Origin of the sequence: Marmoricola sp. URHB0036 (assembly GCF_000426045.1) — a bacterium.
GTDB lineage: Bacteria > Actinomycetota > Actinomycetes > Propionibacteriales > Nocardioidaceae > Marmoricola.
In genome coordinates, this window is record NZ_AUEP01000007.1 from 150,175 (window position 1) to 175,033 (window position 24,859).

The window sequence follows — 24,859 nt, forward strand, 5'->3', positions numbered from 1 at the left end:
GCTCACCCCGGCAGGGAGTCACCCGGGAAGCCGAGGCACGGCAGCACCTCGCAGGTCATCATCCCGGCCCGCACGCAGGGGTCGGCGGCCATCGTCTGCTCGGCCTGCTCGGGAGGCTCGGTCAGGATGGCCACCCCAGCCAGGTTCTCGGAGACGACGGGGCAGAGGATCGCGATCACCCCGTCGGCCCGCAGGGACACCATCCGGCGCTGGTGCTCGAGCTCGATCGCATCGGCCCCGTCCTGGTGGCGCTTCGGCCCCCAGCGGAGCTGCGCCAGGCTGTAGGGCCTGGCGGTCGCAGCCAGGGCCTGGATCTGCTCGTCCGTCACCTCCGCACTCATCTCGTTCACATCCCGATCTGGTGGTGGTCGACCTCGATCAGGGCCACCACGCGGTCCAGCTCGCGGCTGTAGGGGGCGCCGATGTACTTGTGCGCGAGCTCGTCGACGGCCCGCCAGCCCTCGTCGCCGTCGAGCCACTCGACGACCCGGCCGCGGAGGATGACGGGAGCGAAGGGGTTGTCCGGTGGCGTCAGCGAGATCGCCAGTCGGGCGTCACCACGCAGGTTGCGTGCCTTCTGCGAACCGAGGCCGGTCATGATCACGACGTGCTCGCCGCGGGTCCCGACCCAGACGGGCACGGAGTGCGGCCCGCCGTCCGGGAGGACGGTGGCGACGTGGGCGATGGCGGTGCCGTCGAGATGGCTCCACAGGTCGGGGTCGAGGGACATCGGCGTTCCTTTCGGAGTTCCTTGAAGAGACTCAGGAACCGTAGCACTCAAAGTTCCCTGAGGGAACCCCAAGTGCTAGTCTCTCGCCATGCAACGCACGAACTTCGGTGACATGGCGTGCTCGATCGCCCGCACCCTCGACGTGGTCGGCGAACCCTGGTCACCGCTGGTCATCCGCGACGTGTACGTCGGGATGAACCGCTTCGAGCAGATCCAGCAGGACCTCGGCATCTCGCGCAAGGTGCTCACCGAGCGGCTGAACCATCTCGTCGAGCACGGCGTGCTCGAACGACGCCCCTACGACAACCGGCCCCGCTTCGAGTACCACCTCACCCCCCGAGGCCTCGAGCTGTTCGACGTGCTGATGGTGATGGTCGGGTGGGGCGACAAGTGGCTGGCCGGCGACGCCGGTCCCCCGGTGCTCTACCGCCACCACGCCTGCGGCGAGGTCAGCCGGGTCGAGCCGACCTGCGCCAACTGCGGCGAGCCCATGCACGCCACGGACATCGACGTGCTTCCCGGGCCGGGCGCAGCCGCCTGAGCCCGTCGCTCAGAGACCGTCCAGGGCGGCCGTGTGCTCGTGGATGCGGCCGTCGGTGGCGGACAGTCGGTCGCCGGTGCCGCCCCAGCGGCCGGCGATGATCTCGGCCGCGATGCTGACCGCGGTCTCCTCGGGGGTGCGGGCACCGAGGTCCAGTCCGATCGGGCTGGACAGGCGCGCGACCTCGTCGTCGGTGAGGCCGGCGTCGAGCAGCCGCTTCAGGCGGTCCTCGTGGGTGCGTCGCGAGCCCATGGCGCCGATGTAGGCGACCTCGGGCAGCCGCAGCGCCACCTCGAGCACGGGTACGTCGAACTTGGGGTCGTGGGTGAGCACGCAGATCACCGTGCGCCGGTCGATGCGGCCGGCCTCGACCTCGGCCTTGAGGTACTTGTGCGGCCAGCTGACCACGACCTCGTCGGCGTGGGGGAACCGCGTGTTGGTGGCGAAGACCGGACGGGCGTCGCACACCGTCACGTGGTAGCCGAGGAAGTCACCGACCCGGGCGACCGCCGCCGCGAAGTCGATGGCGCCGAAGACCAGCATCCGCGGCGCCGGCGCGAACGCCCACACGAAGACCCGCATCCCCTCCCCGCGACGTTCGCCGTCGGGGCCGTAGGTGAGCGTGGCGTTGTGGCCCGATGCGAGCAGCCCCAGCGCGTCGTCGGTCACGGCGGCGGTGGCGCGCTCGCTGCCGAGCGACCCACTCACCGCCTCGGGGCGTACGACGAGCCGGCGACCCAACCACTCCGGGTCGGGATGCTCGATCACCGTGGCCAGCGCGACCGGGCGACCGGCCTCGAGGTCGGCCGCGACCTGACCGAGCTCGGGGAAGGTCTCCTGGCTCACCTTCTCCACGAACACGTCCAGGATCCCGCCGCAGGTGAGGCCGACCGCGAACGCGTCGTCGTCGGAGACGCCGTAGCGCTGCAGCACCGGCTCCCCCGACTCCACCACCGACTGGCTGAGCTCGTAGACAGCGCCCTCGACGCAGCCGCCCGACACCGATCCGACGGCCTCGCCGGTCGGTCCCACGAGCATCGAGGCCCCCGCCGGGCGGGGCGCGGACTGGAAGGTGGCGACGACGGTGCCGACGCCGATGGTCTCGCCGGCCTCCCACCACTGCATCAGCTCCTCGATGACCTCACGCACGACCGACCACCTCCAGGACCTCGGCGAACGAGCGCAGCGAGTGCCCGGCGATGAGCTCGTCGCAGTGCGGCAGCGCGGCGGCGATCCCTCGCTGGACGGGCTCGTAGCCCGCCTTCCCGCGGTGCGGGTTCACCCACACCACGCGATGCGCGAGTCGCTGCATCCGCTCCATCTGCTCTCCCAGCTCCGCGGCGTCGCCGCGCTCCCAACCGTCACTGAAGACAACGACCACGGCGCCGCGAGCCATTCCCCGGGCACCCCACCGGTCCAGGAACGCCTTCAGCGTCTCCCCGAGCCGGGTGCCGCCGGACCAGTCGGGCACCTGCTCCCCGGCCCGGACCAGGGCCCGGTCGGCGTCGCTGGTGCGCAACGGCAGCGTGATCCGGGTGAGTCGGGTGCCGAGCGTGAAGGCCTCGACCCGGCCGCGTGCGCCGGCCGACGAGACCATGAGGTGCGCGAGGCGCAGCAGGGCGTCGGCATAGGGCCGCATCGAGGCCGACACGTCGACCAGGAGCACGACCCGCCGGTCCGTCGTACCGCGCCGACGGTGCTCGACCCGGGCCGGCTCACCCATCTGGCGCAGCGTCGTACGCAGGGTGCGGTGGACGTCGATCTCGCCCCGGCGCCAGGCCGTACGCCGGTGCGCGCGGCGCCTCGGCAGCCGGGGCCGCAGTCCGCGGATCATCGCGTCGAGCAGGGCCTTCTCGTCGGGACGCAGGGCGGCGACGTCGCGGTGCTGGAGCACCTCGCGGTCACTGGCCGCCACCTGCAGGACGTCGGGGCTGGCCTCGCCACCGGTCTCGCCAGGGTCCCCGAGCGGCAGCAGCGCGTTGACCTGGCGCGGCTGCTCGCGCGGCACGGTGCGCGGCAGCTGCTCGCGCGCCCCGAACCACGCCTCGAAGACGTGCTCGAAGCGGACCAGGTCGTCCGGACCGGAGCACAGCGTCGCCCGGCCGGCGCGGTAGGTGCTGCGCGCGTCCCCCACGCCCACCAGGGCGGCCGCCTCGAGGAAGCTCGTGGCCCGGTCGTGGGTGACGTTCATCCCGGCCGAGCGGAGGGCGCGGGTGAACCCGAGCAGGATCTCGTCGGGCGCACGCGCGACGGTGTCCATCAGCCGGCCATCATCCGGTCGAGCGCCTGCTTCACGCGGTCGGTGTCCTCGCGGTACTTCACCACCGCACCCAGCGTGCGCGCGGCGGTCTCCAGGTCGAGCTCCTCGACGCCGAGCCGGTGCAGGGCGCGCGCCCAGTCGAGCGTCTCGGCGACGCCCGGCGGCTTGAGCAGCTCCTCGCTGCGCAGCTGCTGCACCACCCCGACCACCTGCTCGGCCAGCCGCTGGCTCACCTCGGGCAGGCGGCTGCGCACGATCGCAACCTCGCGCTCCAGGCCCGGGTGGTCGATCCAGTGGTAGAGGCACCGGCGCTTGAGCGCGTCGTGCAGCTCGCGCGTGCGGTTGGAGGTGAGTACGACGGTCGGTGGTGTGCCGGCCGTGACCGTGCCCAGCTCGGGGATGCTCACCGACCAGCCGGACAGCACCTCGAGCAGAAACGCCTCGAACTCGTCGTCGGCCCGGTCGACCTCGTCCACGAGCAGCACGGCAGGCGACTCCCGCAGTGCCCGGAGCACCGGCCGCGCCAGCAGGAAGCGCTCGTCGAACAGCGACTTCTCGGCCTCGTTGGGGTCGAGCTCGCCGGCCTTGGTGGCCGCCTCCAGCGTGCGCAGGTGCAGGATCTGGCGCGGGAAGTCCCAGTCGTAGAGGGCCTGGCTGGCGTCGATGCCCTCATAGCACTGCAGCCGGATCAGTGGGACGTCCGCGACGGCTGCGAGGGCCTCGGCCAGCGCCGTCTTGCCGGTGCCGGGCTCGCCCTCGAGCAACAGGGGTCGCTGCATGCCGTGCGCGAGGTAGACGACCGTGGCGAGGTCGTCGTCGGCGAGGTAGCCGGTGCTCCCGAGGGCAGCCACCACCGCGTCCGGCGAAGTGAGCTCCATGCACCGAGGCTACTCAGCAGCGGGTTGGTCCACGGTTGCCTGCGCGGACGCTAGGAGTCGACGTCGACCCCGGTCGCCAGGTCACCGCACTCGACGCCGGCCACCTCGTGGGCCGACAGGTAGGTGCGTGCTCCCTGGTCACCGACGGCCGAGGTGATCACGCCCGGCCAGTGCGAGCGTCCGAGCAGCACCGGATGGCCGGGGTGTCCGTCGTAGGTGGCCCGGGCGAGCACGTCCTCGTTGTCGGGACACTCCAGCAGTCGGCGTACGACGTGAGCGGTGACGTCGGGCAGGTCGACCAGGGTCACCACGCACCGGCTGGCGTCGCCGTGCTGGAGGTGCATCAGGCCGGCCCGGAGCGAGGCGCCCATGCCCTCCTCCCAGTCGGGCGCGACCACGATCGTCACGTCGTGGGCGTCGAGCAGCGGCCGGGCCTCATCGGCAGCGGCCCCGAGGACGATCACCACCTGGTCGCAGTCGGCGAGGGACTCGACCGCCCGCACCAGCCAACCCTCGACCAACGCCTTGGGCCTCCCCATCCGGCGCCCCGCTCCGGCAGCGAGCAGGAGTCCGGTCGTGGTCACGCCTCCATCCTGCCCGAGACAGGTGTCGAACAGGCACTCGCACATGTGTTCGAACAGGCGTAGCGTGGGAGCCATGACCATCGATTTCCAGGCGTCCCTGTTCGACGGCGCCACCGTCGGCGTCGGGCCGCTCGAGGGACGGGTCCAGCGCACGGTCCTCTCGCGCGGCGCATGGATCGACGTGCTCCCGGGTTGGTTCGAAGGGGCCGACGAGGTGTTCGCGGAGCTGCTCGAGGTGGTGCCGTGGCGAGCCGAGCGGCGGCCGATGTACGACAACGTCGTCGACGTCCCGCGGCTGCTGCACACCTACGGCGTCGGCGAGACGCTCCCCCATCCCGCACTGACCGAGGCGCGTGACGCCCTCTCGCGGCACTACCGACCCGAGCTGGGCGAACCCTTCGTCACGGCGGGCTGCTGCTACTACCGGGACGGCCACGACTCGGTCGCGTTCCACGGCGACCGCCTCGGGCGCGCGCGCTCGCAGGACACCATGGTCGCGATCGTCTCCTTCGGCTCGCCGCGCAAGCTGCAGCTGCGTCCGGTCGGTGGGCACGTCGAGGTCTGCCACGCCCTCGGCCACGGCGACCTGATCGTGATGGGCGGATCCTGCCAACGCACCTGGGAGCACGCCATCCCCAAGACCTCGCGACCCGTCGGGCCGAGGATCAGCGTGCAGTTCCGTCCGCTCAACGTCTTCTAGCGGGTTCCTAGCCGGCGACGATCCCGGCGATGCCGATCAGCACGACGACCGCACCGAGGAGGCGGCGTACGGCGCTCGGCTCCTTCAACAGCCACCAGCTGAGCAGCGCCCCCACCACGATGCTGCTCTCCCGGGCGGGGGCCACCAGCGAGACCGGGGCGAGCTGCATGGCGCGCAGCACCAGCACGTAGGCCATCGGCGAGAGCACCGCCACCGCCAGCACCGGACCTCGGGCCTCCCGCCACACGAGCGGCACCATGGCCCGTCGCCGACCGAGCAGCAGCGTCATCACCGGCAGCTGCAGCAACAGCCCGACGACGAAGTACGGCAGAGGCGGGACGGCGAGGGCGTTGACGGCGTGGTTGTCCCAGAGCGTGTACGCCGCGATGGCCACCCCGGTCGCGACGCCCCAGACGACCCCGGCGCGCCGCGACCCGTGGCCACGTGGACCGCCGAGCGAGATCAGCAGGATGCCGGCCACGACCGCGAACACGCCCGCGACCGCCACCGCATCCGGGCGCTCCCCCAGCACGGCGACCGCGAACACGAAGGTCAGCAGCGGACCGGTCCCGCGGGCGAGCGGATAGACCAGGTTGAGGTCGCCCTGCCCATATCCGTGCTGCAGCACGAGCTGGTAGACGATGTGGAAGACCGCGGTCAGCGCCCCGGCGTACACCCAGGACCAGCTCGGTCGTTGGCCCTGGACGACGACCCACACGACGGCCACCGGCCCCCAGAGGACGACCGAGCCGACCACGTAGAGCCACACGAAGGCGACGCCGTCGAGCTCGACCCGCTTGGCGGCGAGGTTCCACACGGCGTGCAGCACGGCGGCCGTCAGCACCAGCGCCAGCGCCTGCTCACTCATCGATCACGACGCTATCGCCCGTGGATCGGACGCGGTCAGAGGTTCTCGCGAGCCCAGTCCATCAGGTCCCGCAGCACGGGCACGAGCGCCACTCCCGACTCGGCCAGGTGGTAGCGAACGGCCACGGGAGGACCCTCGTCGACCTCACGCACGACCAGACCGGCGGCCGCGAGCTCGCTCAGCCGGTCGGAGAGCACGGAGTCGCTGATCGTCTCGAGCGCCCGACGGATCTCCGAGAACCCCGCGGGTCCGGTCATCAGGCTGCCCAGGATCATCCCGTTCCACCGCTTGCCCAGCAGCGCGAAGGCCTGGCTCAGCGCTGCGTCGCACTGAGGCACGGAGTGCTCAGTCAGTTGCGCAGCGGCTGCCTCGGAGGTCACCGTCGAAGTATAGGAACGCGCACCCGGGAACAAATGCTTCGTTGCCCGCTGTTACTTCGAAATAGAGAGCAACATTCCCTTTCGAAGGAGTCATCGTGTCCCTGTTCCGTCTGGATGCCAGCATCAAGGTCGAGGGCTCGGCCAGCCGTGAGATCGCCGACGTCGTCGAGCAGCACTGGCTCGCGACCCACCCGTCCGACCGCGTCGTACGACGCCACATCGGCACCGAGCCGCTTCCCTCCGACGCCTGGGCGCACGCCGTCGCGGCCTCGTGGACCCCGGCCGAGGACCGCGCCCCCGAGCAGCAGGCCGCGGCCGAGCTGGTCACCGGGCTCACCGACGAGCTGCTGGAGGCCGACGCCGTCCTGCTCGCCGTGCCGCTGTACAACTTCGGCGTCTCCCAGCACATCAAGACCTGGTTCGACCTCGTGATCACCGACCCGAGGGGCCAGAACGGTCCGCTGCTCGCGGGCAAGCCCGTGGTGCTCGCCACCGTGCGCGGCGGGGCGTACGGCGCCGGCACTCCTCGCGAGGGATGGGACCACTCGACGGCCTACCTGCGCCGGATCCTGGCCGACGTCTGGGGTGCCGACCTGACCGTCGTCGAGCGCGAGTTCACCCTGGTCGGCGTCAACCCGGCCCTCGACGAGTTCACCGACCTCGCCAAGCAGCTGCACCAGGAGGCCCTGGCCACCGCCGAGGAGGCCGGCAAGGCGCTGGCCGAGAAGGTGGAGCTGCCTCAGGCGTCCTGACGCCGGCGGATCCGGATCGGACCGCGCACCTTGTCGGGATCGACGGCCTCGCCGTGCTGGGTGATCTCGACCGCCCCGGTGCCGACCAGGCGCCGGGCGGCTGCCCGCACGGGCTCCATCAGCTCGCGCCAGCCGTCCGGCGTCCCGACCTCGCGGGCGACGTCGGAGGGACAGATGGACTTCCCGGCACCCCGTTCCTCCAACATCTGGAGGATGGCGTCCTCGAGGCGGTCACCGCTCATGCGGGCACTGTGCCCTTCTCGGCCCGACGCATGCCGAGACGCACGAAGGCCCCGGTCGTGCGACCGGGGCCTTCGTGCGTTGCTTGTCAGCGACGAGCGGCGATCAGAAGTCCATGCCACCCATGCCGCCGGTCGGGTCGCCACCCATGGGGGCGGCCTTCTCCGGCTTGTCGGCCACGACGGCCTCGGTGGTGAGGAACAGCGCGGCGATCGACGCGGCGTTCTGGAGCGCCGAGCGGGTCACCTTGGCCGGGTCGATGATGCCCTCGGCGATCATGTCGACGTACTCACCGTTGGCGGCGTTGAGGCCGTGGCCCGCCGTCAGGTTGCGCACCTTCTCGGCCACGACGCCACCCTCGAGACCGGCGTTGATCGCGATCTGCTTGAGCGGCGCCTCGGTCGCGACGCGGACGATGTTGGCGCCGGTGGCCTCGTCACCCTCGAGCTCGAGCTTCTCGAACGCGCGGTCGGAGGCCTGCACCAGGGCGACGCCGCCGCCGGCGACGATGCCCTCCTCGACGGCCGCCTTCGCGTTGCGAACGGCGTCCTCGATGCGGTGCTTGCGCTCCTTGAGCTCCACCTCGGTGGCCGCCCCGACCTTGATGACGGCAACACCGCCGGCCAGCTTGGCCAGGCGCTCCTGCAGCTTCTCGCGGTCGTAGTCGGAGTCGCTCTTCTCGATCTCGTTGCGGATCTGGTTGACGCGACCGCCGATCTGGTCGGCGTCGCCGGAGCCCTCGACGATGGTGGTCTCGTCCTTGGTGATGACGACCTTGCGGGCCTGGCCGAGCAGCTCGATGCCGGTCGACTCCAGCTTGAGGCCGACGTCCTCGGAGATGACCTGGCCACCGGTGAGGATCGCGATGTCCTGCATCATCGCCTTGCGACGGTCACCGAAGCCCGGCGCCTTGACCGCGACGGACTTGAAGGTGCCGCGGATCTTGTTGACGACCAGCGTCGACAGGGCCTCGCCCTCGATGTCCTCGGCGATGATCAGCAGCGGCTTGCCGCTCTGCATGACCTTCTCGAGCAGGGGCAGCAGGTCCTTGACCGTGGAGACCTTCTGGTTGGCGATCAGGATGTAGGGGTCGTCGAGGACGGCCTCCATGCGCTCCGGGTCGGTCATGAAGTACTGCGAGATGTAGCCCTTGTCGAAGCGCATCCCCTCGGTCAGCTCGAGGTCCAGCCCGAAGGTGTTGGACTCCTCGACCGTGATGACGCCTTCCTTGCCGACCTTGTCCATCGCCTCGGCGATGGCCTCACCGACGGTGACGTCAGCGGCGGAGATCGACGCGGTCGCGGCGATCTGCTCCTTGGTCTCGACGTCCTTGGCCATGCCGAGCAGCTGCTCGGAGACGGCCTCGACGGCCTTCTCGATGCCGCGCTTGAGCGCCATCGGGTTGGCACCGGCGGCGACGTTGCGCAGTCCCTCGCGCACCATCGCCTGGGCGAGCACGGTGGCGGTCGTCGTACCGTCACCGGCGACGTCGTCGGTCTTCTTGGCAACTTCCTTGACGAGCTCGGCCCCGATCTTCTCGTAGGGGTCCTCGAGCTCGATCTCCTTGGCGATGCTCACACCATCGTTGGTGATGGTGGGCGCACCCCACTTCTTCTCGAGTACGACGTTGCGGCCCTTGGGGCCGAGGGTGACCTTGACCGCGTCGGCGAGGGTGTTCATGCCCCGCTCGAGCCCGCGGCGGGCCTCCTCGTTGAAAGCAATCAGCTTCGACATCTCTTGGGAGTCCTCTTTGGATCTAAGAGTTGGTGGCCGCTTCGTCGCCCGCGACGGACGGCCCGGGCTGACCTGGCGGACCCTTCCCGCCAGCGCCTTCGGGCCTCGACTCCGACGGCCAAGGTGGTGGTGCTGTTCTTGTCACTCTCACACGGAGAGTGCCAACTGCATTTTTAGCACTCGCCCCAAGGGAGTGCAAACGTCGGTCCGGCCGGTCAGACGACGGCTTCGTCCTCGAGATCGCCGGCGGCGGCGTTCTTCGGGGACAGCCGCGAGTGGGTGCGGCCGTAGCCGAAGTAGATCACCATGCCCACGAGCAACCACACCAGGAAGCGCAGCCAGGTCTCGACGGCGAGGTTGGCCATCAGGCCGACGCAGGCCACGGCGGTGATGATGGGCAGCAACGGGACCTGAGGGGTCTTGAACGGCCGCTCCATCTTCGGCTCGGTCCGCCGCAGCACGGCGACCGCGATCGCGACGACCACGAAGGCGAAGAGGGTGCCGATGCTGACCATCTCGGCCAGGGCATCGATCGGCACGACGGCCGCGATCACCGCCACGACGATGGTGGTGCCGACGGTGATCCTGAAGGGCGTGTTGTAGCGCGGGTGCACCTTCCCGATCCCGGCCGGCAGCAGTCCGTCGCGGCACAGCGCGAAGCCGATCCGACCCATGCACACGATGTCCACCAGGATCACGGAGGTGAGGCCGGCGACGGCCGCCACCGAGACCAGGGTCGCCGCCCAGTCGAGTCCCACCTGCTTGAAGGCCTCGGAGATGGGCGCGCTCTTGTCGATGGTGCGGTAGTCGACCATGGCGGTGAGCACGAGACAGACCAGGATGTAGAGGATCGTGCAGATCGCCAGCGTGCCGATCAGCCCCCGGGGCATGTCCTTGCCGGGGTTCTCGGTCTCCTCGCCGAGGTTGGCGACCGCCTCGAACCCGCTGTAGGCGAAGAACACGACGGCTGCTGCCGTGAGCACGCCGGCGACGCCGTACGCCGTCGGCGAGGCGCCCGTGACGAACTGCCACAGGGGCTGCGCCACGCCGCCCTTGGCCTCGGGGTCCGGCTTGCTGGCCGGGAAGAAGGGGCTGAGGTTCGAGGCCTTGAAGTAGAAGAGGCCGGCGATGATCACGAACACGGTGATGCTGACCTTGATCAGCACGAGCCCGTTGGTCACCCACTTGGACTCGCGGATGCCGACCGCCGCCACTGTGCCGAGGACGACGACGATGAGGATCGCCCCGACGTTGATGGGCGCGTCCTCACCGAAGAGAGACTTCGGCAGGTCCAGCGCGCTCTGGAGGTAGCCCGACCACCCGCGGGCCACCGTGGCCGACCCGAGGGCGAACTCGAGGATCAGGTCCCAGCCGATGATCCACGCGAAGACCTCGCCGATGGTGGTGTAGGCGTAGGTGTAGGAGCTGCCCGCGGTCGGCACCGCGGCGGCCAGCTCGGCGTAGCAGAGCGCGGCGAGCATGGCCACGATGCCGGCGATCACGAAGGAGATGGTGATGGCCGGCCCGGCGTGCGACCGGGCCTCGAGTCCGGTCAGCACGAAGATGCCGGTACCGATGACGATGCCGATCCCGAAGCCCATCAGGTCGCGCGCCTTCAGCCGCTTGGCGAGATGACCGCTGTCGCCACCCTCGCCCGGCTCGTCGTTCTGGTGGATGACGGTGTTGACGTCCTTGGTCCGCAGGACCCCGGTGCGTCCGCCTGCGGTGCCCTGCTTGGTCTCTGTCACGTGATCCAGCCCGTCGTTTGTCGGCAGCGACATGTCCAGGCCCGCCTGCTGGTCGGCCGCCTAGGCGTTGAGCGCCTCCAGGACATGGGGAAGCAACGCGCCGGCGGTGCGCTTGTACCCCAGCGAGGACGGATGGAAACGATCGAGGCTGAACATCTCCTCCGGCGCACTGACGAAGAACGGCCCCACGGCGTCGGCCAGTGACACGACGTGGGCGCCGAGCGGGCCGACGGCCCGCGCCTGGGCGGCCGCGAGCTGGCGCGACGCCCGCGAGCCGAGGACGCGCAGCGGCTGTGGCACCGGCCTCAGCGCGCCCAGGTCCGGACAGGTGCCCACCACGACCCGAGTGCCACGGGCCTGGAGTGCCCGCACGCACTCGGCGAGCTGGTCCACCGACTCGGCGACCGGGACGCGGTGGGTCACGTCGTTGCCGCCGACGATCACGACCGCCACGTCCGGGGCGTACGACGCCGGCAGGGTCCCCAGCTGGCCGGCCAGGGCGCTGCTCTCGGCGCCGACCGTGGCGGCGGTGTGCAGCCGGACGGCACGACCCGTCTGCTTGGCCAGCTTGCGCGCGAGCCGGGCTCCGAGGGTCTGGCGTGGCTCGTCGGCCCCGAGCCCGGCGGCGATCGAGTCCCCGAGGACGAGCAGGTCGATGCGGTCGCCGTACTTCTTCTTCCAGGTGCGGTCCGCCGCCAGCGCCTGCTCGCCCAGCGGCTTGCCGATCTGCTCGCGGGCGACGGCGGCCTGGCGCCTGAGCAGGTCACGGCCGCCGACCGCCGCCCCGGTGAGCAGGCCGGCGACGAGCAGGCCCGAGGTGACCGGGCGGCGTCTCACGTCCATCGGGACGAGTGCAGCCGAGCAGGGCGAACAGCCGGGCAACCTCGGGTGTCCCGCGCGCGAACGGGCTAGGAGGTGCGCAGCCGGTCCACGACGAGGTCGGCGAACGCGCCGGCGTTGTCCGGGAGCACCTCGAGGTAGAGGCCGGGCTCGGTGACCTCGAGCTCGCTGACAGCGAGGCTGCCGTCGGCGAGTCGCATCGAGTCGACCCGGGCGTAGTCGAGCCGCTCCCCGAGGATCTTCTCGGCCGCGGCGACCGCAGCACGGGCCAGGGCAGCCGCCTCGTCGGTGACCGGTGTCGCGACCGTCGTACCGCCGTACATCTCGTGCACGCGGAGCTCACCGGGGGCCGGACGCTTCTGGGCCTGCGAGACGACCTCGCCGTCGAGGACGAAGACCGAGGTCTCCCCCTCGGTGCGCACCGACTCGACCAGCGGCTGCACCACCCAGGGACCGCTGCCGAAGTCGGGCTCCTCCTGCGAGGACCCGTCCAGGACCACCACGCCGCGCCCTCCCGCGCCCACGGACGGCTTGACCACGGCGTGGCCGAAGCCGGCGACCGCGCCGAGGAGGTCCCCGCTGCGCTCGACCACCACCGTCGGGACCACCGAGACCCCCGCGTCGGCGAGCTGGGTCAGGTACGCCTTGTCGGTGTTCCACTCGAAAACGTCGGCGGAGTTGAGCAGCTGCGGCAGCGACCGTGCCCAGGCCAGGAACTCCTCACGCCGCTGCTCGTAGTCCCAGGTCGCACGGACCGCGACCAGGCTCTGCGACCAGTCGACCGCCGGGTCGTCCCAGACCACCCAGCGACCATCGATGCCGCGCTCGCCCAGGGCGGGCAGCAGGTGGTTGGTCCCGGCCCACTCCTCGCCGTCGGGCAGGTGCGCGCAGGTGGCCAGCAGCACGACGGTCATGACTCCTCGGCCAGTTCGGGCGGGAAGCCACCGGTCGCGATCGGACCCCACTGCTCGATGGTCACCCGGATCAGGGACTTGCCCTGGTCGCGCATGGCCTGGCGGTACTCGTCCCAGTCGGGGTGCTCCCCGGAGATGCTCCGGAAGTAGTCGACGAGCGGCTCGACCGAGTCGGGCAGGTCGATCACCTCGGCCGTCCCGTCGAGCTGCACGTAGGGCCCGTCCCACTCGTCGCTGTGGATCAGCACCGTGGCAGCAGGGTCGCGGCGAAGGTTGGCGGCCTTGGCGCGCGTGGGGTAGGTCGAGATGACGACCCGGCCCTCGTCGTCGAGCCCGCAGGTCACGGGTGAGATCTGGGGACGACCATTCCTGCGGGTGGTGACGAGCGTCCCGCGGTGGCGCGGACGCACGAAGTCGAGCAGCTCGTCGCGCTCGACGCGGTCCGTGGTGGCGAAGTTGCGTGGCATGGCGGCCAGTCTGCCGGACGCCTCAACCGGGTCAGCCCCCGGCGACCGCCGGGATGATGCTGATCTGGGTGCCCTCGGGGGTGGCGCTGCCGAGGCCGTCGAGGAAGCGCACGTCGTCGTTGCCGACGTAGACGTTCACGAAGCGCCGGATCTCGCCGCCGTCGTCGAGCACGCGGGCCTTGATGCCGCTGTGGTTCGACTCGAGGTCGTCGAGCACCTCACCGAGCGTGGTTCCCTCCGCGGTGACCTCGGAGGCGCCGTCGGTGTAGTTGCGCAGGATGGTGGGGATCCGGACGCTGACGCTCATGGGTTGCTCTCTCCTCGGTGAGTCGGGGACGGGTGACTAGACGATGCCGCTGCTGGTGAAGGCGGCGTACGACGGTTCGATGGTCGCCGCGGGACCGACCGTGCCGGACACCGAGTCGAGGGTCTTCAGACCGTGGCCGGTGTTGATCACGACCGTCTCGAGGGAGGTGTCGAGCTGGCCGGTCTCGACAAGCTTCTTCAGTACGCCGACCGTGGTGCCGCCCGCGGTCTCGGTGAAGATGCCCTCGGTGCGGGCCAGCAGGACGATCGCCTCGCGCACCTCGTCGTCGCTGATGTCCTCGACCGCTCCGCCGGTCTCCCGGCAGATGTCGAGGACGTAGATACCGTCGGCCGGGTTGCCGATGGCGAGGCTCTTGGCGATGGTGTCCGGCTTCACCGGGCGGATCGCGTCGACGCCGGCCTTGTAGGCGACCGAGACCGGCGAGCAGCCGGTCGCCTGGGCGCCGAACACCTTGTAGGGCTTGTCCTCGACGAGCCCGAGCTTGATCAGCTCCTGGAAGGCCTTGTGCACCTTGGTCAGCTGGGAACCGGACGCCACCGGGATGACGATCTGGTCGGGCAGCCGCCAGCCGAGCTGCTCGGCGATCTCGTAGCCCAGCGTCTTGGAGCCCTCGGCGTAGTAGGGGCGGACGTTGACGTTCACGAACGCCCAGCCGTCCTCCTCGCCCGCGATCTCCGAGGCCAGGCGGTTGACGTCGTCGTAGTTGCCGTTGACGGCGACCAGCGAGTCGGTGAACACCGCGGAGTTGACCTGCTTGGGCTGCTCGAGGTTCGACGGGATGAACACCACCGTCTTGATGCCGGCGCGCGCCCCGGCGGCCGCCACCGCGTTGGCGAGGTTGCCGGTCGACGGACAGGCGAACACCTTGCTGTGGAACTCACGGGCCGCGCTGAGGGCGCAGGCCACGACCCGGTCCTTGAAGGAGTTGGTCGGGTTGGTGGAGTCGTCCTTGACCCAGAGGTTGTCGATGCCGAGCTCGCGGCCGAGGTTGTGGGCCTTGAGCAGGCGGGTGAAGCCGGGCTCCATGTTGGGGCTCTGCTCGATGTCGTCGGGCACGGGCAGCAGCGCCTTGTAGCGCCAGATGTTCCGCGGGCCGGCCTCGATCTGCTCGCGGGTCACGTCCGGGAAGGCGTAGGCGATCTCCAGCGGACCGAAGCACTCGGTGCATGCGTAGTGGGGACCGAGGGGGACCTCGTGGCCGCACTCCCGACAGGACAGGGCGATGGCGTTGCCGAACGCACCTTCGCGCAGGCCGGTGTCGGTCGCGGGCGACTGGTCGGTCGCTCGGTCAGTTGCGATGCTCAAGGAGGCCTCCTTCTCATCTTCCCCGGGGGCCGACTCTCGGACCGGGACGGATTTGGCACCGCACCGCACGAATCCGAGTGGTCGGAGGCTCGCGTGGCGGTTGCCGGGACTTCAACGGGCCGTTTCCCTCAGTCCCTCTCGATGAGCTGTGAGCCAGCCTAGGTAGGCGTCTCAGAATGTGCACATCCATCTCGCGATTCGGGACGAGCCGTCTCGCTCCTCAGAAGGGTGTCGGCGGTTGCTGCCACGATCGCGGCATGAGCGTGTTCCTGGTGACGCTGCACCGCTCCGGTCCGTCGTACGATCCCGCGCTCCCGCTGGAGGAGCAGTCCGGGTGGAGCGAGCACGCCGCCTTCATGGACGACCTCGTCGACTCCGGGTTCGTCGTACTGGGCGGACCGCTGGCGGACGAGCACCGGGTGGTGCTGGCGGTCGAGGCCGAGTCCGACGACGCCGTACGCCGCACGCTGGCCGCGGACCCCTGGCACCCGAGCCACCTCGTGGTCGACACGGTCGAGCCCTGGACCGTCCGGCTCGACAGCAGACGCCGCGGCGGCGCCTAGGCCCTGGCCGAGCGGATGTCGGCGGTGAGCTCGCGGAGCAGGTCGAGGACGCCGGACGGTCCCCTGACGACGACGTCGGCGAGGTCGGCCAGCGCGTTCTCCTCGTCGGAGGCCGAGCAGACGAGCAGGCCCGGGTAGCCCTGGGCACGCAGCTCCTCGACGGCACGGAACGCCTCGACGTCACCGAGGTCGTCGCCGATGAACGCGACCGCCTTGGCGCCGACCTCCTCGACGAGCCGGTGCACGGCCGCGCCCTTGTGCATGCCGTGGGCGCGCACCTCGATGACGTTGCGGCCGGGCTCGACGTCGAGGTCGTGGGACTTGGCGGACTCCTCGAGCAGCGGCAGCAGCCGTTCGTAGGCCGCCTGCGGGTCCTCGAGGCGGCGGGTGTGCACGGCGACCGCGAGTCCTTTCTCCTCCACCCAGGCCTCCTCGGCGTCGCCGCGTCGCAGCAGGCGCGGCAGGCCGGCCGTGAAGGAGGCCAGCCCGCGCGGAGGCTTGGGCGAGATCACCCGGCGGTTGGTCGAGGTCCAGCGCTCGTTGCCGTACTGGCCCAGCACGAACAACTCCCGGCCGTGCTCGCCGATGGCGTTGCCCACGTCCTCCAGTCCCCCGAGGGCGAGGGCCTGGCGAGCCGGTCGACCGGTGATCACGGCGACGGCGCGCACCTGCTCGGCCAGGTCGACGAGGACGTCGGCGGCGTCGGGGTGGATGTGCGCCTGTTCGGGGTCCTCGACGATCGGGGCGAGGGTGCCGTCGAAGTCGAGGCCGATGACGAGGTCGTCGGCGGCGCGGACGAGGGCGGCGTACTCCTGCTCACCCGTGCTCGAGCCGAACTCCATGGGCCCAACCTTTCCAGCCCGACGAGAACGTGTCGAAGCAGGTCGGTCAGGAGAGGCAGGTCAGGCAGAGGCCAGGTAGGGGTCAGCCGTGGTAGTCGTCGGTGAGGATCACCGTGAGCCGGTCGAACTGCATCGGCTCCTGCGAGGGCTTGATGCGCTTGATGCCGAGGTCGTAGCCGAGCTCCTGCGCGGCCGCCTTCAGCTTCGGTGGGTAGTAGACCGCCGTGCCGTCGACGGTGCCGTACCAGTTGTCGGTGGCGACGACGTTCCAGCCGGCGCCCTTGGCCTTGCTGGCGACGCCGCCGGCCAGCCCCTTGACGCGGGTGTTGTTGAAGACGGTGACGTTGGTCTGTCCGCGCTTGACCGGCTTGGGCTTCGGCTTGGGGGTCGTGGACGGTGTCGTCGTGCTCGGCTCGGCGGTCTTCGTGGGTTCGGTGACGACCGGTGTCGCGGTCTCGTCGGGCGCCTTGTCGGGGTCGTTGGCGATGAAGACCAGGCCGGCCAGGGCGATGGCGGAGATGCACAGGGCCAGCAGCCGGGTCGGCAGGACCACGCCCTGCTCGTCGCGTAGGCGATGGTTGCGGATCACGCGCGTCACTCCGTCAGGTCGAAGCCGAGGCGACGGGCGGAGCGCTGGCGCTGGCGCGTGGCGCGCAGGCGGCGCAACCGGCGGACCAGCAGCGGGTCGTGGGCCAGGGCCTCGGGGCGGTCGATGAGGGCGTTGAGGACCTGGTAGTAGCGGGTGGCGGACATGTCGAAGTTCTCGCGGACGGCCTGCTCCTTGGCGCCGGCGTACTTCCACCACTGGCGCTCGAAGTCGAGCATCGCCGCATCCCGCGACGAGAGCTCACCGGAGCCCTCGGGCTGGGAGCTGTTGAGCGCGTGGCTGGCGACCATCGTGGCGACTCCTCGGAGGGGAAGGTGATGATGGGTCGCGCTCATCATAGCGATGAGAAATACAACGGTGTCATTTGCCACGCGGCGTGCCGCGAGGGGGGACGGGCCGAGCACCGGTGGCTAGCCTCACGCCATGGACACCATCGGCTGGGGCGTGCTGGGGCCGGGCCGGATCGCCCGCTCGTTCGCGAGCGACCTGCTCGCCGTACCCGAGGGGCGGCTGGTGGCCACCGGTTCCCGCGACGAGCAGCGGGCCGCGGACTTCGCCGCCGAGTTCGGCGGGCGGTCCCACGGCTCCTACGAGGCGCTGGTCGCCGACCCCGAGGTCGACGTCGTGTACGTCGCCACCCCCCACGTGCTCCACGACGAGCACACCCGTCTCGCCCTGGCGGCCGGGAAGGCGGTGCTGTGCGAGAAGCCGATGACGCTCGACGCCGCGTCCACGACCGCGCTGTTCGCCGAGGCTGCCGACCGTGGGCTGTTCCTGATGGAGGCCATGTGGATGGCCTGCCACCCGACGATCCGGACGTTGCTCCGCCTGCTGGCCAGCGGCGACTACGGGAGCCCCCGGCAGGTGCACGCCGCCATCGGGTTCGTGGTCCCCGGTGCCACCGACGGGGGCGAGCAGTCGGGCCGGCTGCTCGACCCGGCGCTCGGAGGCGGAGCCCTGCTCGACATGGGCATCTACCCGCTGACCTTCGCCCACCTGGTGCTCGGGGAGCCGGAGCGGCTCACGGCCGTGGCCAACCTCTCGGCCCTGGGCATCGACCTCGACGTCTCCGTCGCCGGGCTCTACCCGGGAGGCGCCACGGCTGCCCTGACGGCGACCCTCACCTCACATCCCTCGGTGACCGCCACCGTGGCCACCGAGTCGGGCTGGTTCGACCTGCCGAGCCGCTTCTACACCCCCCAGCGCCTCCGGTGGACGTCGTACGCCGAACCCGCGGGAAGCAGCGAGTGGATCGAGCCCGACGAGCCGGTGATCGGGTTGGGCTACGGCAACGAGATCCAGGAGGCCCACCGGTGCCTCCGCGCCGGAGCGCTCACCAGCACGCTCGTCCCGCCCGGGCAGACGATCTCCCTGATGGGGCAGATGGACACCATCCTCGAGGAGATCGGCGTCTCCTACCGCAGGTAAGGTCCAACCGTGAGTCGAAGCTCTCGGAAACGCAGCACCTCCGACCTGGTCGTCGTCGCCAACCGCATGCCCGTCGACCGGGTGGTGGACGACGACGGCGAAGTCACCTGGCGGCGCTCCCCCGGTGGTCTCGTCTCCGCCCTCGAGCCGGTGATGCGGGCCAACAACGGCGCCTGGATCGGCTGGCCCGGCGACACCGGCTCCGACATCGAGCCCTTCGAGGACGACGGCCTGACCCTGGTCCCGGTCACCATGTCCGAGCAGGAGCACAACGAGTTCTACGAGGGCTTCTCCAACGCCACCCTGTGGCCGCTGTACCACGACCTCGTCGCCAAGCCGTCCTTCCACCGCGAGTGGTGGGAGTCCTACGTGACCGTCAACCAGCGGTTCGCGGACGCCGCCGCGAAGTTCGCCGCCAAGGACGCGATCGTCTGGGTGCAGGACTACCAGCTCCAGCTCGTCCCGGCGATGCTGCGCGAGCTGCGTCCCGACCTCCGCATCGGCTTCTACCTGCACATCCCGTTCCCGCCGGCCGAGCTGTTCTCCCAGCTGCCGTGGCGGCGCCAGATCCTCGAGGGCCTGCTCGGGGCCGACCTGGTCGGGTTCCAGCTCTCCGGCGCGGCACAGAACTTCGTCCGTCTCGTCCGGCAGCGGGTCGGGCACAAGACCCACCGCGACGCGGTCTACCTCCCGGACGGCCGCGTCGTGCAGGCCCGTGCCTTCCCGATCTCCATTGATTTCGCCGGCTTCGAGGAGCTGGCTCGGTCGGAAGGTGTCACAGCCCGCGCCGAGGAGATCAGGCGCGACCTCGGCAACCCGACCAAGCTGTTCCTCGGCATCGACCGGCTCGACTACACCAAGGGCATCTACGCACGGCTGCGTGCCTTCAGCGAGCTGATCGCCGACGGCGAGTTCAGCGTCGAGGACGCGATGTTCGTCCAGGTCGCGACGCCGTCTCGTGAGCGGGTCGACCAGTACCGCCTCCTGCGCGACGACATCGACCGACTGGTCGGCCGGATCAACGGCGACCTCGGGCGCATCGGCCGGCCGGCGATCTCCTACCTGCACTCCTCCTTCCCGCGCGAGGAGATGGCCGCGCTCTACCGCGCCGCCGACATCATGGTCGTGACGCCGTTCCGCGACGGGATGAACCTGGTCGCCAAGGAGTACGTCGCCTGCCGCTACGACAGCGACGGTGCGCTGGTGCTCTCGGAGTTCGCCGGCGCCTCCAACGAGCTGCGCCAGGCCTACCTGGTCAACCCCTACGACATCAACGGCATGAAGGCCCGGATGCTCGAGGCCTACCGGGCCGACCCCAAGGACCTGTCGCGCCGGATGCGGGCGATGCGCAAGACGGTCGCGGAGAACGACGTCTCCCACTGGGCCTCGGCGTTCCTCGACGCGCTCTCCGCCGTACAGCCGACGCACTCGAAGAGCACCCGGCCGGCACGGCGCTCATAGCTACTTGGCGGCGCTCCCCGATCAGGTGATCCCCGAGGTCCGGATCGACTCGTGGCGACTCGGCTTCTCGCCCTCGCCCTCCTCGATCGACCGGGTCTCGGCGCGGGTGCCTCCGGGTGCCATCAGCTCGGTGATCTCCTGGGCGAGCGCGGTGCCGAGGGTGCCCCAGCCCTCCTTGTAGCCGTAGACGGCACGCAGCGAGCGGGCCTCGTAGTCGCCGCTGAAGATGTCCACGTCGTCGGGGGTGATCAGGCCCGGGTGCGCGACGCCGATCGCTTCGGAGACCTTGACCAGCTCCTTGCGGAAGGTGCGGACGTACTGCGCACAGCGCTCCGCCTTCGACGCCGGGTCGAGGCCGTGCGCGAGCCACGGGTCCTGCGTCGCCACCCCGGTCGGGCAACGGTCGGTGTGGCACTTCTGCGACTGGATGCAGCCGATCGACATCATCGCCTCACGGGCGACGTTGACCATGTCGGCGCCGAGCGCGAAGGCCACGACGGCGTTGTCGGGCAGACCCAGCTTGCCGGAGCCGATGAAGACGACGTCGTCGGTCAGGCCGGCCTCGGCGAAGGTGCCGTAGACCCGGGAGAAGCCCATCCGGAACGGCAGCGCGATCGAGTCGGCGAAGACCGGCGGAGACGCGCCGGTGCCGCCCTCGCCCCCGTCGACGGTGACGAAGTCGACGCCCCGCTCGCCCTTGCCCATCAACCGGGTCAGCTCGTGCCAGAAGGTCATCTCCCCGACCGCGCTCTTGATCCCGACCGGCAGTCCGGTCTCGGTGGCCACCAGCTCCACGAAGTCGAGCAGGCTGTCCACGTCGCTGAAGGCGGTGTGGCGCGACGGGCTGGCGCAGTCCTGGCCCATCGGGATCCCGCGGATCTCGCTGATCTCCCTGGTCACCTTGGCGGCCGGCAGCAGGCCGCCGAGTCCCGGCTTCGCGCCCTGCGAGAGCTTGACCTCGATCGCACGGACCGGCGCCGAGTCGACGACCTCCTTGAGCTTGCTCAGCGAGAAGTTGCCGTCCTCGTCGCGGCAGCCGAAGTACGCCGTACCGATCTGCAGCACGATGTCGCCGCCCTGGCGGTGGTGCGGGGAGAGGCCCCCCTCGCCGGTGTTGTGCATGCAGCCGGCCAGCTGCGCACCCTTGTTGAGCGCTGCGATGGCGTTGCCCGACATCGAGCCGAAGCTCATCCCCGAGATGTTGATCAGCGAGTCGGGACGGAACGCCTTCGCCCGGCCCCGGGGGCCGCCGACGACCTTGGCGGCCGGCAGGCCGACCTTCTCCGCGTGGTCGTGGGGCAGTGACGCCGCGAAGGTGCGGTGCTTGATGATCGCGTAGCCCGGAGTGTGCTCGGTGTCGTTGTCGGTGCCGAAGCCGGAGTAGTTGTTCTCCTGCTTCGACGACGCGTAGATCCAGGACCGCTGGTCGCGGCTGAACGGTCGTTCCTCGTCGTTGCCGGTGACGATGTACTGGCGCAGCTCCGGGCCGATGGTCTCCAGCCAGTAGCGGGCGTGGGCGATCACCGGGTAGTTGCGCATCAGCGCGTGCCGCTTCTGCATCAGGTCCCGCGCTGCGACCGCACCGACCGCGAGCCCGACCCCGCCGACCACCCGGGAGAGTTTCATGAGGCATGCCTACTCCTGGCCGGGTGTCGTGTCCATGCATCGGACCTCGACTCGCACGATGTGCCCCCGGAGGGTCGAGAGGGTAATTTTCGCCCCATGGACTTGATCCCCAAGCCGGACCAGGTCGCGTCCGCCGCCAGCAACGTGGCTCACAAGCTGCTCTATGGAGGCCTGGCCGACCTCCGCCCGATGCCGCGGACCCTCATCGACGACGGCCCCCTGCGCGAGGTCTACCACTACCGCCCGCAGAAGAAGACCCGCGAGACCGGCGACCCGGTGCTGCTCGTCACCCCTCTCGCCGCGCCGGCACTCTGCTTCGACCTGCGCCGCGGCTGCTCGCTCGTCGAGCACTTCGTGCAGAAGGGCCGCCCCACCTACCTCGTCGAGTACGGCGAGATCTCCTTCAAGAACCGCCGGCTCGGCATGGAGCACTGGGTCGAGGAGGTCGTCCCGGAGGCCATCAAGACGGTCAGCGAACACGCCGGCAACCGACCGGTGCACGTGATCGGCTGGAGCCTCGGAGGCATCTTCGCCGCGCTCGCGGCCGCCGACCGACCGGACCTGCCGATCGCCTCACTGACCGTCGTCGGCTCGCCGTTCGACGTCAAGCAGGTGCCGATGGTCGCGCCCCTGCGCCCGATCCTGCGGCTGACCGACGGCGGCATCGTCACCCAGCTCTACCGGATGCTGGGCGGTGCCCCGAAGCCGCTCGTACGACGGGCCTTCCAGCTCAGCTCGGGCACCAAGATGATCACCAAGCCGATCGCGATCCTGCAGAACCTCGACGACAGCGAGTGGCTGGCCCAGATCGAGGCGGTCGACCGGTTCACCGACAACATGATCGCCTACCCCGGGCGGTCCTTCGGCCAGCTCTACCACCGGATGCTGAAGCACAACCAGCTGCTCGGCGGCAAGGTCGACCTGTCGGGCCACGAGATCGACGTCGCCAACATCAAGGTGCCGGTGCTGATCTTCGCCGGCAACACCGACGGCATCGCGCCGGTGAACTCCGTCAAGGCCATGGTCAAGCTGCTGACCAACGCCCACGAGGTGCGCTTCGAGATCGTCCCTGGGGGACATCTCGGCATGCTCACCGGGCGGGCCGCACGCGGGACCACCTGGGTGGTGATGGACGAGTGGATCGAGCAGTACTCCACGCCCGACGACCGCTCGGCCCGCACCACACGCAAAGCTCCCAAGAAGCCGGTGGCACCGCGGCCGCCGGCCAAGAAGAAGCCGACGCCCCGCACCCGGAAGCCGGCTGAGGAGGTCGCGCCCGACCGCTCGGCGATCGGGTCCAACCGCGAGCGCCGGTTCGCGTCCGCCTCCTCGAGGAACCTCGCCCGCAAGCCTTGAGGCTGTCCCTCCCGCACACTCCCGAGCAGGCGCTGCGCCTCGTCGCCGCGGTGCTCACGGTGGTGCTCGTCGTGTTGCTGGGTGGGCTCGGCACCCAGGACCCGGAGGGCCCGACGTACCACCACTACGTCGCGATGGGTGACTCGTTCACGGCCGCGCCGTACGTCCCGCTCAACGACGTCGCCTACGGCTGCAACCGCTCGAGCAACAACTACCCGCACCTGGTGGCGCGGGCCCTGCACATCGACGACCTCCAGGACAGGTCCTGCACCGGCGCCCAGACGGTCGACCTCTACGACCGCCGCCAGCGCACCGCCGACGGCCAGTCGGTGGCGCCGCAGCTCACCGCCCTCTCCCCCGACACCGACCTCGTCACCGTCGGCATCGGCGCCAACAACGGCCGGCTCTACGCCAAACTGGCCACCACCTGCCGCAAGATGACCAAGATCTGTCCGTTGTACGACGAGCGCGACTCGCTGCGGGCCACCGTCGATGCCCTGGGCCCGGAGCTCGTCCAGACCCTCGACCAGGTCAAGGAACGCGCCCCGAAGGCCCGCGTGCTGCTGATCAGCTACCCCAAGCTGCTGCCGCAGACCGGCGACTGCCTGCGCCTGCCGCGGATGCGACCGCAGGACCGGGCCACCTTCCGCTCGATCAACCTCCGGCTGCGCTACGAGATGCGCGACTCGGCCAAGGCCGCCGGAGTCGAGTTCGTCGACTTCTACCAGGCCTCGATCGGCCACGACGTGTGTGCCCGACACCCCTGGGTGCAGGGTCGCGTCGGCAGCCGTCACCGTGGCGCCGCGCTGCACCCGCTCGAGTCCGGACAGGCAGCTCTGGCCCGGCTGGTCGAGCACACGCTGAGCACCGAGAAGCCGATGACCGGCGAGGGCTCCTGAAGCGTCCGGCACCAGCCCGGACGGCTATCGGCCGAAGAACCCGGTCTCGAGGTCATGGATGATCGCGTCCAGCGGATGCCCACTCACGATGAGCGGCCCGCGCCACGGTGCCGTGAGGGAGAACAACAGCGCCATGCTCAGGCCCACGACCATGGCCAGACCCACGACGAGCACGGAGGTTCGCAGGCGACTCCGGAAGGTGAGCGCACCTGCGTTGGCGATGAGCGCCAGGCCACTCGCCACCAGGGTGCCGACGTAGAGGGCGGGAACCTGTCGCGAGGCGGCCGCGATGCGAGCCCGACGCGCGCTCGTGACCGCATCCAGGGAGGTCAGGAGCTCCGAGCTCGGTGGGCTGCCGAGCTCGGGTTGGGCCGCCTGTGCACGCACCACCTGCTCGAGCCTGGCAATCGCCCGGGTGGTGGCCGGGTCGTCACCACCTTCCTCGTCCTGGTCTGCCCACTCACGGGTGCGCGTCTTCTGCAGGTAGTGCTCGAGGGCCGAGTGGATGGATCCCTGGTCGACTCCCTGGCTGGTCGCTGCCCAAGCCAGACGCGAGGCAGCCGACGCCTCGTCACTCACCAGGCTCTCCGCCGAGCGCAGGTAGCTGGCCTCGCCAGCCAGCGTGAGGCCAGCGAAGATCGCGAACGCGGCCCCGAGTGCCGGCATCAGCGGCGCGGCGATCTGCGACACGTGCTCCGCATCACTCGCCGGCACCAGCGCACGGACAGCGAGTCGCCCGCCTGCGGCGACGATCAGTGCCAGCGCGAGCCAGCCCGCGACCAGGACGCCCGCCGGCAACGAGCTCATC

The 24,859-nt window shown here is 70.4% G+C and carries 29 protein-coding genes and 1 riboswitch; of the genes, 8 read left to right on the forward strand and 21 right to left on the reverse strand.

Going from position 1 to position 24,859, the window contains the following annotated elements:
- Window positions 1-2: 2 nt before the first annotated feature.
- Window positions 3-341, reverse strand: a complete 339-nt coding sequence (locus H976_RS0108980) for a hypothetical protein (protein WP_027861259.1) — start codon at window positions 339-341, stop codon at window positions 3-5.
- Between the two features lie 5 nt (window positions 342-346).
- On the reverse strand, window positions 347-730 hold the full coding sequence (locus tag H976_RS0108985; RefSeq protein ID WP_027861260.1) for a pyridoxamine 5'-phosphate oxidase family protein: 384 nt from the start codon (window positions 728-730) through the stop codon (window positions 347-349).
- 88 nt (window positions 731-818) lie between these two features.
- Here H976_RS0108985 and H976_RS0108990 point away from each other — a divergent pair, with 88 nt between their 5' ends.
- Window positions 819-1,271: a helix-turn-helix domain-containing protein gene (locus tag H976_RS0108990; RefSeq protein ID WP_027861261.1), complete on the forward strand. Its 453-nt coding sequence runs from the start codon at window positions 819-821 to the stop codon at window positions 1,269-1,271.
- 9 nt (window positions 1,272-1,280) lie between these two features.
- On the opposite strand, the gene H976_RS0108995 is transcribed toward H976_RS0108990, so the two are convergent.
- Genes H976_RS0108995 through H976_RS0109010 form a run of 4 tightly spaced genes read right to left on the reverse strand, consistent with a single transcriptional unit; the run spans window position 1,281 to window position 4,993 of the window.
- Window positions 1,281-2,420 (reverse strand): XdhC/CoxI family protein, encoded by a 1,140-nt coding sequence (locus H976_RS0108995; protein WP_036225473.1) that lies wholly within the window; start codon window positions 2,418-2,420, stop codon window positions 1,281-1,283.
- Window positions 2,413-3,531 carry a VWA domain-containing protein gene (locus H976_RS0109000; protein ID WP_027861263.1) on the reverse strand — a complete coding sequence of 373 codons (1,119 nt, stop codon included), beginning with the start codon at window positions 3,529-3,531 and terminating at the stop codon, window positions 2,413-2,415. The genes H976_RS0108995 and H976_RS0109000 overlap by 8 nt, the downstream gene beginning before the upstream one ends.
- A complete protein-coding gene (locus tag H976_RS0109005) occupies window positions 3,531-4,409 on the reverse strand; it encodes a MoxR family ATPase (protein WP_027861264.1) in 879 nt (292 codons plus the stop codon). Before H976_RS0109005 ends, H976_RS0109000 begins: the two co-directional genes overlap by 1 nt.
- Window positions 4,410-4,459: 50 nt before the next feature.
- Window positions 4,460-4,993: an NTP transferase domain-containing protein gene (locus tag H976_RS0109010; protein ID WP_027861265.1), complete on the reverse strand. Its 534-nt coding sequence runs from the start codon at window positions 4,991-4,993 to the stop codon at window positions 4,460-4,462.
- A gap of 73 nt (window positions 4,994-5,066) precedes the next feature.
- On the opposite strand from H976_RS0109010, the gene H976_RS0109015 reads away from it, so the two are divergent.
- Entirely contained in the window at window positions 5,067-5,693 is a 627-nt protein-coding gene (locus H976_RS0109015) for an alpha-ketoglutarate-dependent dioxygenase AlkB (protein ID WP_027861266.1), read from the forward strand.
- Between the two features lie 7 nt (window positions 5,694-5,700).
- On the opposite strand, the gene H976_RS0109020 is transcribed toward H976_RS0109015, so the two are convergent.
- On the reverse strand, window positions 5,701-6,561 hold the full coding sequence (locus tag H976_RS0109020; RefSeq protein WP_027861267.1) for a DMT family transporter: 861 nt from the start codon (window positions 6,559-6,561) through the stop codon (window positions 5,701-5,703).
- Window positions 6,562-6,596: 35 nt separating this feature from the next.
- Window positions 6,597-6,941 carry a helix-turn-helix domain-containing protein gene (locus H976_RS0109025; protein WP_036225476.1) on the reverse strand — a complete coding sequence of 115 codons (345 nt, stop codon included), beginning with the start codon at window positions 6,939-6,941 and terminating at the stop codon, window positions 6,597-6,599.
- A 95-nt stretch (window positions 6,942-7,036) separates the two neighbouring features.
- Here H976_RS0109025 and H976_RS0109030 point away from each other — a divergent pair, with 95 nt between their 5' ends.
- Window positions 7,037-7,693, forward strand: coding sequence for an FMN-dependent NADH-azoreductase (locus tag H976_RS0109030; RefSeq protein WP_027861269.1), 657 nt, complete (start codon window positions 7,037-7,039; stop codon window positions 7,691-7,693).
- On the opposite strand, the gene H976_RS0109035 is transcribed toward H976_RS0109030, so the two are convergent.
- From H976_RS0109035 to thrC, 8 genes are all read right to left on the reverse strand, one after another.
- Window positions 7,681-7,935 (reverse strand): DUF3253 domain-containing protein, encoded by a 255-nt coding sequence (locus H976_RS0109035; RefSeq protein WP_027861270.1) that lies wholly within the window; start codon window positions 7,933-7,935, stop codon window positions 7,681-7,683. The two genes, H976_RS0109030 and H976_RS0109035, sit on opposite strands and share 13 nt — an antisense overlap.
- A 103-nt stretch (window positions 7,936-8,038) precedes the next feature.
- Window positions 8,039-9,667, reverse strand: a complete 1,629-nt coding sequence (gene groL / locus H976_RS0109040) for a chaperonin GroEL (RefSeq protein ID WP_027861271.1) — start codon at window positions 9,665-9,667, stop codon at window positions 8,039-8,041.
- A 215-nt stretch (window positions 9,668-9,882) separates the two neighbouring features.
- Window positions 9,883-11,415 carry an APC family permease gene (locus H976_RS25405; RefSeq protein WP_051276596.1) on the reverse strand — a complete coding sequence of 511 codons (1,533 nt, stop codon included), beginning with the start codon at window positions 11,413-11,415 and terminating at the stop codon, window positions 9,883-9,885.
- Between the two features lie 60 nt (window positions 11,416-11,475).
- A complete protein-coding gene (locus tag H976_RS0109050) occupies window positions 11,476-12,258 on the reverse strand; it encodes an SGNH/GDSL hydrolase family protein (RefSeq protein ID WP_027861272.1) in 783 nt (260 codons plus the stop codon).
- 65 nt (window positions 12,259-12,323) lie between these two features.
- The gene (locus tag H976_RS25410; protein ID WP_051276543.1) at window positions 12,324-13,169 is read right to left on the reverse strand and encodes a RimK family alpha-L-glutamate ligase; all 846 of its coding nucleotides are present in this window, start codon (window positions 13,167-13,169) and stop codon (window positions 12,324-12,326) included.
- Window positions 13,166-13,636 (reverse strand): PPOX class F420-dependent oxidoreductase, encoded by a 471-nt coding sequence (locus tag H976_RS0109060; protein ID WP_027861273.1) that lies wholly within the window; start codon window positions 13,634-13,636, stop codon window positions 13,166-13,168. Before H976_RS0109060 ends, H976_RS25410 begins: the two co-directional genes overlap by 4 nt.
- 31 nt (window positions 13,637-13,667) lie before the next feature.
- Window positions 13,668-13,943, reverse strand: coding sequence for a MoaD/ThiS family protein (locus H976_RS0109065; protein WP_027861274.1), 276 nt, complete (start codon window positions 13,941-13,943; stop codon window positions 13,668-13,670).
- A 36-nt stretch (window positions 13,944-13,979) separates the two neighbouring features.
- Window positions 13,980-15,215 (reverse strand): threonine synthase, encoded by a 1,236-nt coding sequence (gene thrC / locus H976_RS0109070; RefSeq protein WP_051276598.1) that lies wholly within the window; start codon window positions 15,213-15,215, stop codon window positions 13,980-13,982.
- 64 nt (window positions 15,216-15,279) lie between these two features.
- A riboswitch (SAM riboswitch) is annotated at window positions 15,280-15,417 on the reverse strand.
- Between the two features lie 109 nt (window positions 15,418-15,526).
- Between thrC and H976_RS0109075 the strand changes: the two genes are divergently transcribed.
- A complete protein-coding gene (locus H976_RS0109075) occupies window positions 15,527-15,832 on the forward strand; it encodes a YciI family protein (protein WP_027861276.1) in 306 nt (101 codons plus the stop codon).
- Here H976_RS0109075 and otsB read toward each other — a convergent pair.
- The 3 genes from otsB to H976_RS0109090 form a co-directional block, all read right to left on the reverse strand.
- Entirely contained in the window at window positions 15,829-16,674 is an 846-nt protein-coding gene (otsB, locus tag H976_RS0109080) for a trehalose-phosphatase (protein ID WP_027861277.1), read from the reverse strand. The two genes, H976_RS0109075 and otsB, sit on opposite strands and share 4 nt — an antisense overlap.
- Before the next feature lie 82 nt (window positions 16,675-16,756).
- Window positions 16,757-17,272, reverse strand: coding sequence for a LytR C-terminal domain-containing protein (locus H976_RS0109085; protein ID WP_027861278.1), 516 nt, complete (start codon window positions 17,270-17,272; stop codon window positions 16,757-16,759).
- Window positions 17,269-17,571 carry a DUF3263 domain-containing protein gene (locus H976_RS0109090; RefSeq protein ID WP_027861279.1) on the reverse strand — a complete coding sequence of 101 codons (303 nt, stop codon included), beginning with the start codon at window positions 17,569-17,571 and terminating at the stop codon, window positions 17,269-17,271. Before H976_RS0109090 ends, H976_RS0109085 begins: the two co-directional genes overlap by 4 nt.
- A 133-nt stretch (window positions 17,572-17,704) precedes the next feature.
- Between H976_RS0109090 and H976_RS0109095 the strand changes: the two genes are divergently transcribed.
- Window positions 17,705-18,709 carry a Gfo/Idh/MocA family protein gene (locus tag H976_RS0109095; RefSeq protein WP_027861280.1) on the forward strand — a complete coding sequence of 335 codons (1,005 nt, stop codon included), beginning with the start codon at window positions 17,705-17,707 and terminating at the stop codon, window positions 18,707-18,709.
- Window positions 18,710-18,718: 9 nt separating this feature from the next.
- The gene (locus tag H976_RS0109100) at window positions 18,719-20,170 is read left to right on the forward strand and encodes a trehalose-6-phosphate synthase (RefSeq protein ID WP_255337294.1); all 1,452 of its coding nucleotides are present in this window, start codon (window positions 18,719-18,721) and stop codon (window positions 20,168-20,170) included.
- A gap of 21 nt (window positions 20,171-20,191) precedes the next feature.
- On the opposite strand, the gene H976_RS25415 is transcribed toward H976_RS0109100, so the two are convergent.
- A complete protein-coding gene (locus H976_RS25415; RefSeq protein WP_081682784.1) occupies window positions 20,192-21,796 on the reverse strand; it encodes an FMN-binding glutamate synthase family protein in 1,605 nt (534 codons plus the stop codon).
- A gap of 96 nt (window positions 21,797-21,892) precedes the next feature.
- Between H976_RS25415 and H976_RS25420 the strand changes: the two genes are divergently transcribed.
- Together H976_RS25420 and H976_RS0109115 are read left to right on the forward strand one after the other, a co-directional pair.
- Window positions 21,893-23,152 (forward strand): alpha/beta fold hydrolase, encoded by a 1,260-nt coding sequence (locus tag H976_RS25420; protein ID WP_081682785.1) that lies wholly within the window; start codon window positions 21,893-21,895, stop codon window positions 23,150-23,152.
- On the forward strand, window positions 23,149-24,051 hold the full coding sequence (locus H976_RS0109115; protein WP_027861282.1) for an SGNH/GDSL hydrolase family protein: 903 nt from the start codon (window positions 23,149-23,151) through the stop codon (window positions 24,049-24,051). Before H976_RS25420 ends, H976_RS0109115 begins: the two co-directional genes overlap by 4 nt.
- 24 nt (window positions 24,052-24,075) lie before the next feature.
- Here the strand turns inward: H976_RS0109115 and H976_RS25425 are convergent, their stop codons facing one another.
- Window positions 24,076-24,858: a DUF4239 domain-containing protein gene (locus tag H976_RS25425; RefSeq protein ID WP_051276545.1), complete on the reverse strand. Its 783-nt coding sequence runs from the start codon at window positions 24,856-24,858 to the stop codon at window positions 24,076-24,078.
- Window position 24,859: the final 1 nt, after the last annotated feature.